The 7,759-nt window shown below is 69.2% G+C and carries 9 protein-coding genes; 3 read left to right on the top strand and 6 right to left on the bottom strand.

Annotated features, from left to right (window positions below; all coding sequences use genetic code 11):
- Positions 1-1,173, bottom strand: a 1,173-nt coding sequence (locus FHD67_RS17980; protein ID WP_139599545.1) for a dihydroxyacetone kinase family protein, incomplete at its 3' end; no start/stop codon positions are given.
- Complete coding sequence (locus FHD67_RS17975; RefSeq protein WP_246071339.1) at positions 1,170-2,081, bottom strand: sugar phosphate isomerase/epimerase family protein; 912 nt, start codon at positions 2,079-2,081, stop codon at positions 1,170-1,172. The genes FHD67_RS17980 and FHD67_RS17975, both read right to left, overlap by 4 nt.
- Positions 2,082-2,252: 171 nt before the next feature.
- Between FHD67_RS17975 and FHD67_RS17970 the strand changes: the two genes are divergently transcribed.
- The gene (locus tag FHD67_RS17970; protein ID WP_139599547.1) at positions 2,253-2,921 is read left to right on the top strand and encodes a GntR family transcriptional regulator; all 669 of its coding nucleotides are present in this window, start codon (positions 2,253-2,255) and stop codon (positions 2,919-2,921) included.
- A 48-nt stretch (positions 2,922-2,969) separates the two neighbouring features.
- Here the strand turns inward: FHD67_RS17970 and FHD67_RS17965 are convergent, their stop codons facing one another.
- The 4 genes from FHD67_RS17965 to def (FHD67_RS17950) all read right to left on the bottom strand — a co-directional run bounded on the left by FHD67_RS17965 (position 2,970) and on the right by def (FHD67_RS17950) (position 5,384).
- On the bottom strand, positions 2,970-3,707 hold the full coding sequence (locus FHD67_RS17965; protein ID WP_139599543.1) for a calcium-binding protein: 738 nt from the start codon (positions 3,705-3,707) through the stop codon (positions 2,970-2,972).
- Positions 3,708-3,851: 144 nt separating this feature from the next.
- Entirely contained in the window at positions 3,852-4,352 is a 501-nt protein-coding gene (gene def, locus FHD67_RS17960; RefSeq protein ID WP_139599542.1) for a peptide deformylase, read from the bottom strand.
- Between the two features lie 2 nt (positions 4,353-4,354).
- The gene (gene def, locus FHD67_RS17955) at positions 4,355-4,870 is read right to left on the bottom strand and encodes a peptide deformylase (protein ID WP_139599541.1); all 516 of its coding nucleotides are present in this window, start codon (positions 4,868-4,870) and stop codon (positions 4,355-4,357) included.
- Positions 4,863-5,384, bottom strand: coding sequence for a peptide deformylase (gene def / locus FHD67_RS17950; RefSeq protein WP_218062343.1), 522 nt, complete (start codon positions 5,382-5,384; stop codon positions 4,863-4,865). Before def (FHD67_RS17950) ends, def (FHD67_RS17955) begins: the two co-directional genes overlap by 8 nt.
- Positions 5,385-5,462: 78 nt before the next feature.
- On the opposite strand from def (FHD67_RS17950), the gene FHD67_RS17945 reads away from it, so the two are divergent.
- Together FHD67_RS17945 and FHD67_RS17940 are read left to right on the top strand one after the other, a co-directional pair.
- The gene (locus FHD67_RS17945) at positions 5,463-6,647 is read left to right on the top strand and encodes a MalY/PatB family protein (protein ID WP_139599539.1); all 1,185 of its coding nucleotides are present in this window, start codon (positions 5,463-5,465) and stop codon (positions 6,645-6,647) included.
- A gap of 107 nt (positions 6,648-6,754) precedes the next feature.
- The gene (locus tag FHD67_RS17940) at positions 6,755-7,717 is read left to right on the top strand and encodes an acetyl-CoA carboxylase carboxyltransferase subunit alpha (protein ID WP_045982486.1); all 963 of its coding nucleotides are present in this window, start codon (positions 6,755-6,757) and stop codon (positions 7,715-7,717) included.
- Positions 7,718-7,759: the final 42 nt, after the last annotated feature.

The raw sequence follows: 7,759 nt of genomic DNA, 5'->3' as shown, positions 1-7,759 counted from the left end.
GTCGCCCGCGATGGCGTCGATGCGGCCCAGCTCCGCCTCGGCCTCGGCCAGCGCATCGGCCAGCCGCGCCACGATGTCGGCCACGCAGCCCGCCTGCGCCACGCTGGCGGGCGCGCCTTGGGGGATCGCCGCGGCGGCGGCCCCTTCGCGGGCCACCTGCCGCGCGCCCTGGGCGGCCACGGTCCCCTTGCGGAAGGCGGGTGCATCAGCAGGCGCACGCCACAGATCGGCCAGCGCATCGTCCAGCCACAGGATCGACAGAGAGCACCCCTCCATGTCCAGGCTGGTCACGAACTCTCCGACCTCGGGGTCGATGACGGTCAGGCCGGCGTCGGTCATCAGCCCGGTCAGATGATGCCACAGGACGAACAGTTCCTCGTATTTCGTGCGGCCAAGGCCGTTCAGGACCACGGCCACGCGGCCGTCATGGCCCTGGGGCCGTTCCGCCAGCAGCGGCTCCAGCAGCATCCGGGCCAGATCGGCAGCGGGCAGAATGGCCTGCGCGGCGATTCCCGGCTCTCCGTGGATGCCCAGGCCAAGGGCGACCTGCCCCTCGGGCACGGTGAACAGGGGTGCCGCCTGTCCCGGCAGGGTGCAGCCGTCGAAGGCCAGCCCGAAGGACACGGTCCGCGCATTGGCGCGTCCGGCCAGATCCATCACCGTGTCCAGGTCCAAGCCCTCCTCGGCCGCGGCACCGGCGATCTTGAAGACCAGCAGGTCGCCCGCCACGCCCCGCCTGCGCGCGGCGTCGGTCGCGGGCGCGCTGGCCACGTCATCGGTCACGGCCAGGATGCGCGCATCGATCCCTTCGGCGCGCAGACGTTCGGCGGCAGCGCCAAAGTTCAGCACGTCGCCCGCATAGTTCCCAAAGCCCAGGATGACGCCTCCGCCCAGGTCCGCCGCCCGCGCCACCCCGGCCACCGCACTGGTCGAGGGCGACGCGAACACGTCCCCCGCCACCGCCCCGTCGGCCAGGCCCGGACCGACGTAGCCCAGGAACGCCGGATAATGCCCCGACCCTCCACCCACGACCAAGGCCACCTTGCCCGGCGCCCCCGCATGGGCGCGCAGGGCGCCATGCGGGACGGGAATGATCCGGTCGGCATGGGCGGCGCAGAACCCCGCCAGCGCGGTCGCGGCGAAATCCTCGGGGCGGTCCACGATCTTGGTCATGGCAGGGTCCTTCTCTGCGCCAGGATGCGGCGGATGTAGTCGCGGTTCTCGGCGCAGACCCCAAGTCCGTCGCCGCCGTAATGCTCGACCAGGAAGGGGCTAGAAAAGCCCAGGTCCAGCGCGATGTTGATCGCCGCGCGCCAGTTGATGGTGCCGCCCATCATGGGCGCGGGATGGGACAGGATGACCCCCGACGGGTCGGTCATCCGGTAGTAGTTCTTGACGTGCCAGTAGCCCGCGAAGGGCGCGCACAGCGCGATCATCTCCGCCCACGGCTGCACGGGCCGATGCAGGCGGATCAGGTTGCCGATGTCGATGTTCAGCCGGACCGACGGGAGGTCCACGTCGGTGACGAAGGCGACCGCGTCGGAGGCGGTGCCCAGATAGGTGTCCTCGTACATCTCCAGCGCGACCTGGATGCCGCGATCGGCGGCGTGGCGGCCCAGGTCGCGGATGCGGGCGACGGCCAGGGCGCGGGTGGCGGGGTCGTCGGGGTTCGTCACCCCCGGCTCGGTCCAGAACCACAGGGCGGCGCGCTGCGCGTCGCTCAGCGGGCCGAACAGGCCAAAGCTGACATGCCCCGCGCCAAGATCGGCGGCGCAGTCGATGACACGATGGCAATAGGCCAGATGGTCGTCACCCTGCACCGGGTCGATCACGCTGCGCCGTGAGGTCGAGATGGCCGGAACGGTCAGTCCCAGGTCACGGCAGATCGCCACGAACCGCGCCCGTCCAGCATCGTCCAGATCGGCCAGCCGCAGCCAGCTGTCGGTCGGATCGACCGCATCGAACCCCGCCGCCGCGACCTGGCCCAGATCGCGTGCCCAAGCGGCCGGCCCGGCATCCTGGACGGGTGCGAACGGGATCATCGCACAGGCGATGGGCCAGTCCTGCGGCGTCCAACGCATGGTGTTCCCCGACATCGATCCCCCTCCCGAATCACGTCCCGGGTTCTTGCTAGCACGGCCTCGAAAGCGTATCAATAATTCTGTATACAGCACACAGAAGGCAATATTGACTTGCCACCCCCGCCGTCATAGCCAGAGAGAGACGCGCCAACGGAGACGCCGGTGACCGACATGTCAGACGCAGACGCCCGCATCGAACGCCTGCCCCTGCTGGACGCGATCCTGTCGCGGCTGCGCGACATGATCATCGAGGGGCAGCTGCCACCCGGCACCCGCCTGAACGAGGGCCAGATCGGCCAGCAGTTGGGCGTGTCCCGCACGCCGCTGCGCGAGGCGATCAAGTACCTGGCATCCGAGGGGCTGGTCGAACTGGTCCCGGCACGGGGCGCGGTGGTCAAGCAGTTCGGCGCGCGCGAGGTCCGCGACATGCTGGAGGTGATCCGCATCCTGGAGCAGCAGGCCGGGATCATCGCCTGCGCGCAGGCGACGGATGCGGGCATCGCGGGGGTGCGGACGCTGCATGACAGGATGCTCGATTGCTATGCCCGGCGCGACCGCATGGCCTATTACAAGCTGAACCAGGCGATCCATACCGCCATCGTGGCACTTGCCGACAACGGTGCCCTGTCCGAGGTGCATGCCCGCCTGCAGACCCGGTTGAAGCGCGTCCGCTTCATCGGGCACGAAGGTGCGGAAAAATGGGCCAGCGCGGTCGCCGAGCACGAACGGATGATCGCGGCGCTGGAGGCGCGGGATGCGGACGGACTGTCGGACATCCTGGGCCGCCACCTGACCCTGGCGTGGGAGCGGGTGCGCGACGACCTGCCTGCGCAGACATGAAAAAAACCCGCGCAGGGCGAACCTGCGCGGGGGGACCGTCAAAAGATCTTACCAGGAAAAGTCGTCGCTGCTCATCTGGTTCAGGCGGAAATCCTCGATGACCAGCTGGGTGGGGCCGAAATTCAGCACGACGTCGGACCCGCTCTGCACGGCGGCGCCGCGGATCTGGGCATAGCTGTCGACATTGGCCAGGGCGCGCAGGTCGATGTCGTCGTCGCCGTTCTCGAAGTCGGTGATCCGGTCGCGCCCGCCGTTGAAGACGAACACGTCCGCCCCCTCGCCGCCGGTCATCGTGTCGTTGCCCAGCCCGCCGTTCAGCGTGTCGTTGCCCTCTCCGGCGATCAGGCGGTCGGCGCCGAAGCCCGCGATCATCCGGTCGTCGCCCTCGCCCCCGGTCAGGATGTCGTTGCCCGCCCCCGACGCCATGCGGTCGTTTCCGTCACCGCCGTCCAGCGTGTCGCGCCCGGCGCCGGTGTACAGGACGTCGTCGCCATCGCCGCCCCAGACGCGGTTGTTGCCGTGGCCGGCGGCGACGATGTCATTACCCTCGCCCGCGGCGATCACGTCACTGCCCGCGCCCGCCCAGATGCGATCGTTCCCCGAGCCGCCGGACACGCGGTTCGCGCCCTCGCCGGCCCAGATGCGGTCGTTGCCCTCGCCTCCGTCGATCGTGTCGTTGCCACGAAAGCCATAGAGCGCGTCGTCACCCGACCGGCCATAGATTAGGTCGGCCACGTTGGTGCCGGTCAGGCGGTTGTCGTCGTCATTTCCGAACAGTCGTGCCATGGGGTGCATCCTTCTGAAAATCCCGGCGCCGCGGCGATCTTGCCACGGGGCGCGACGCCGGTCCCCGTTGCACGGACGGCCTTTCGGGCCATTCGACAGCAGAACGGCACGACGGGTCGTTCTATTCCATGACGACGGTAAAAATCAGCGGCGGTGCAGCTTGGCCGACCGCGCGACAAGCATCTTGCGGCGCAGGGGGGTCAGGTGGTCGACATACATCCGCCCGGCCAAGTGGTCGATCTGGTGCTGGACGCTGGTGGCCCACAGCCCGACGAAATCGCGGTCCTCCTCGACGCCGTCCTGGTTGAGGAACCGCACCGTGACCGCCCGGGGGCGGCTGATCGGGGCAGAGACGCCGGGCAGGTTGGGGCTGGCCTCTTCGTGTTCGCGCAGCTTGACGCTGGCATGCAGGATCCGGGGGTTGGCCATGCGGACCGCCTGTCCGCGCGGCCCCGAGGCATCGACGACGGCCAGCGCCATCATGATGCCGATCTGGGGCGCGGCCAGGCCCACGCCGGGCATCGCCTCCATGGTGTCGACCATGTCGTCCCAGATCATGCGGACGGATTCGGTGATCTCTGCCACCGGCGCGGCGGCGCGGTGCAGGCGGGGGTCGGCATAGGGCAGGAACGCGCGCGCGGCCATGGTCAGTCCTTCACGATCAACAGGCCGTCCAGGTGATCGACCTCGTGCTGGGCGATGCGGGCGGCGGGACCCTGCATGTCGCGCACCTGATAGCGGCCGTCCAGATCATACCAGCCGATTCCGATGGCGGCGGGCCGCGTGACCTCGACGGGGCGGCCGGGAATGGACAGGCACCCTTCGGTCGCGGTCTCGGTCTGCGGCGACCGGACCAGGATCTCGGGGTCGATCAGGACCAGGGGGGCGGGCACGCCGTTCTTCCAGCCGGCATCCATGACGAAGATCCGGCGCAGCACGCCGATCTGCGGGGCGGCCAGGCCGCGGCCCTGGGCGTGATACATGGTGGCCAGCATGTCGGCGGCCAGCACGCGCAGTTCGGGGCCGGTCATGTAGCCGGCGGGTTCCGCGCGCAGGCGCAGGCGCGGGTCCGGCCACAGGACGATGTCGCGCAGGGTGCCGCGGCCAAGATCCCCCGGCAGGTCGGGGCGCATCCAGCCGCTGGCACCCGTGCGATCAGGCACGGGCCAGGTCCCGCTTCAGCTTGACCATCTTGCGGGTGATCATCTGCCGCTTGATTGCGGAGAGGTGATCGATGAACAGCACGCCGTCCAGGTGGTCCAGCTCGTGCTGGGCGCAGGTGGCCCACAGCTCGTCGAACTCGCGTTCGTGGGTCTTGCCATCCAGCCCCAGCCAGCGCATGCGGATCTGCGCGGGGCGCGTGACCTCTCCGTACTGGTCGGGGATGGACAGGCAGCCCTCCTCATAGGTGTTGGGCGTGTCCGACGCCCAGGTCACCTCGGGGTTGACCAGCACCAGGGGCGCACGCGGCGCCTCGGGGTCGCGGTTGGCATCCATGGTGAAGACGCGCAGGCCCACGCCGATCTGCGGCGCAGCCAGGCCGATGCCGGGCGCCTCGTACATGGTGGCCAGCATGTCCGCGGCCAATGTCTCGATCTCGGGCGTGATGCGGGCCACGGGTTGGGCCACCTTCTTCAGGCGCGGATCGGGATGGATCAGGATGGGTCTCAGTCTCATGGCAAGGGATTTAGGGCAAGCCTTCACCATAAGCAACAACCCCGCTAGGCTAGGGTGACGCAGCCCGCAGGAGCCCCCATGACCCAGCCCGATTTCGACCGCATCATCGACCGCCGCGGCACGCATTGCAGCAAGTGGGACGACATGCAGGCCGCATACGGCGTGGGCGCCGATGACGGCCTGGCCATGTGGGTGGCCGACATGGATTTCGCGCCCCCCGCGGCGGTCCAGGCGGCGGTGGACCGCGCCGCGGCGCATGGCGTCTATGGCTATCCCGGCGCGAACCCGCCCTATCTGGCGGCGATCGGCTGGTGGATGGCGCATCGCCACGGCTGGCCGATCCGGCCCGAATGGGTGCTGACCTGCGCGGGGCTGGTCAACGCTGTCGCGATGGCGCTGAACGCCTATACGCGGCCCGGCGACGGGGTGGTCGTGATGGCGCCGGTCTATCACGCCTTCGGCCGGGTGATCCGCGCCGCCGGCCGCGACCTGGTCGAGTTGCCCCTGGCGATGACCGACGGCCAGTACGCCCTGGACTGGGACGCGTGGGAAGGGATGCTGACCGGGCGCGAACGGATGATGATCCTGTGTTCGCCGCACAATCCCGGCGGCCGCGTCTGGTCCGAAGCCGAACTGCGCCAGGTCGCCGATTTCTGCGACCGCCACGACCTGATCCTGATCTCGGACGACATCCATGCCGACCTGGTCCTGCCGGGCGGCCCCCGTCACCGGATGATGGCGACCGTGGCACCCGACATCCTGCCGCGCTTGGTGACGCTGACCGCCGCCACCAAGACCTTCAACATCGCGGGCGCCCATATCGGCAACGCGATCATCCCCGACCCCGACCTGCGGGCGCGGTTCCAGGGCGCGCTGGCCGCCGCGGGGATCTCTCCGGCGATGCTGGGCCAGGACATGGTCGCGGCCGCCTATTCGCCCGAGGGCGCGGCTTGGGTCGATGCGCTGGTCGATTACCTGGACGGCAACCGGCGGATCTTCGATCAGGCGGTGAACGCGATTCCCGGCCTGCGGTCGATGCCCCTGCAGGCAACCTATCTGTCCTGGGTCGATTTCCGCGACACCGGCATGACCGACGCGGAAATCACCCGTCGCATCCAGGACGACGCCCGGATCGCGGCCAATCACGGCGCGACCTTCGGGCTGGGCGGCGACGGGTTCATGCGCTTCAACATCGCGACGCCGCGGGCGCGGGTGATCGAGGCGGCGGACCGGCTGCGCGCGGCCTTCGCCGACCTGCAGTGACGCGGGCGCGGCACCCGGCCCCGCGGGTGCTGGCCACTGCGCCCGCGTTGCAACCCGTCCCGCACCGACCTATATAGCGCCAAACCCGAACCCCAAAGGCATGCCGCATGGTCTATCTGGATTTCGAAAAACCGCTCGCCGACATCGAGGGCAAGGCCGAGGAACTTCGCGCCATGGCCCGCAAGGGCGACGGCACCCTCGACGTCGAGAAGGAGGCCGCGGCGCTGGACCGCAAATCGTCGGACCTGCTGCGCGACCTCTACAAGACCCTGGACCCCTGGCGGAAGACGCAGGTCGCCCGCCATCCCGACCGCCCGCATTGCAGCGACTATATCCAGGCGCTGTTCACCGAATACACGCCCTTGGCGGGCGACCGCGCCTTTGGCGACGACCATGCGGTGATGGGCGGCCTGGCGCGTTTCAACGACGCGCCCTGCGTGGTGATCGGGCATGAGAAGGGCAACGACACCAAGTCGCGCATCCACCACAATTTCGGCATGGCCCGCCCCGAGGGATACCGCAAGGCGATCCGCCTGATGGACATGGCGCACCGTTTCGGTTTGCCCGTGATCACGCTGGTGGACACGCCCGGCGCCTATCCCGGCAAGGGCGCCGAAGAACGGGGACAAAGCGAGGCGATCGCCCGCTGCACCATGAAATGCCTTGAGATCGGCGTGCCGCTGGTCAGCGTCATCATTGGCGAAGGCGGGTCCGGCGGGGCCGTGGCCTTTGCCACCGCGAACCGCATCGCCATGCTGGAACATTCGATCTACTCGGTCATCTCTCCGGAAGGCTGCGCGTCGATCCTGTGGAAGGACGCCGAAAAGATGCGCGACGCGGCCGAGGCGCTGCGCCTGACCGCGCAGGACCTGAAGAAGCTGGCCGTGATCGACCGCATCATCGCCGAACCCCTGGGCGGGGCGCAGCGCGCACCCGATGAGGCCATCGCCGCCGTGGGTGCCGAGATCACCGCGATGCTGGCCGAGATGTCGGACATGAAACCCGACCAGCTGATCAAGGACCGCCGCGCCAAGTTCCTGGCGATGGGCTCCAAGGGGCTTGCGGCCTGACGCACACGATACTGTGACCGACCTGCAACAGCCGTCCCACCT

Source organism: Paracoccus haeundaensis, from assembly GCF_006239215.1.
Lineage (GTDB): Bacteria > Pseudomonadota > Alphaproteobacteria > Rhodobacterales > Rhodobacteraceae > Paracoccus > Paracoccus marcusii.
This window is presented reverse-complemented; position numbering and strand designations above follow the sequence as displayed.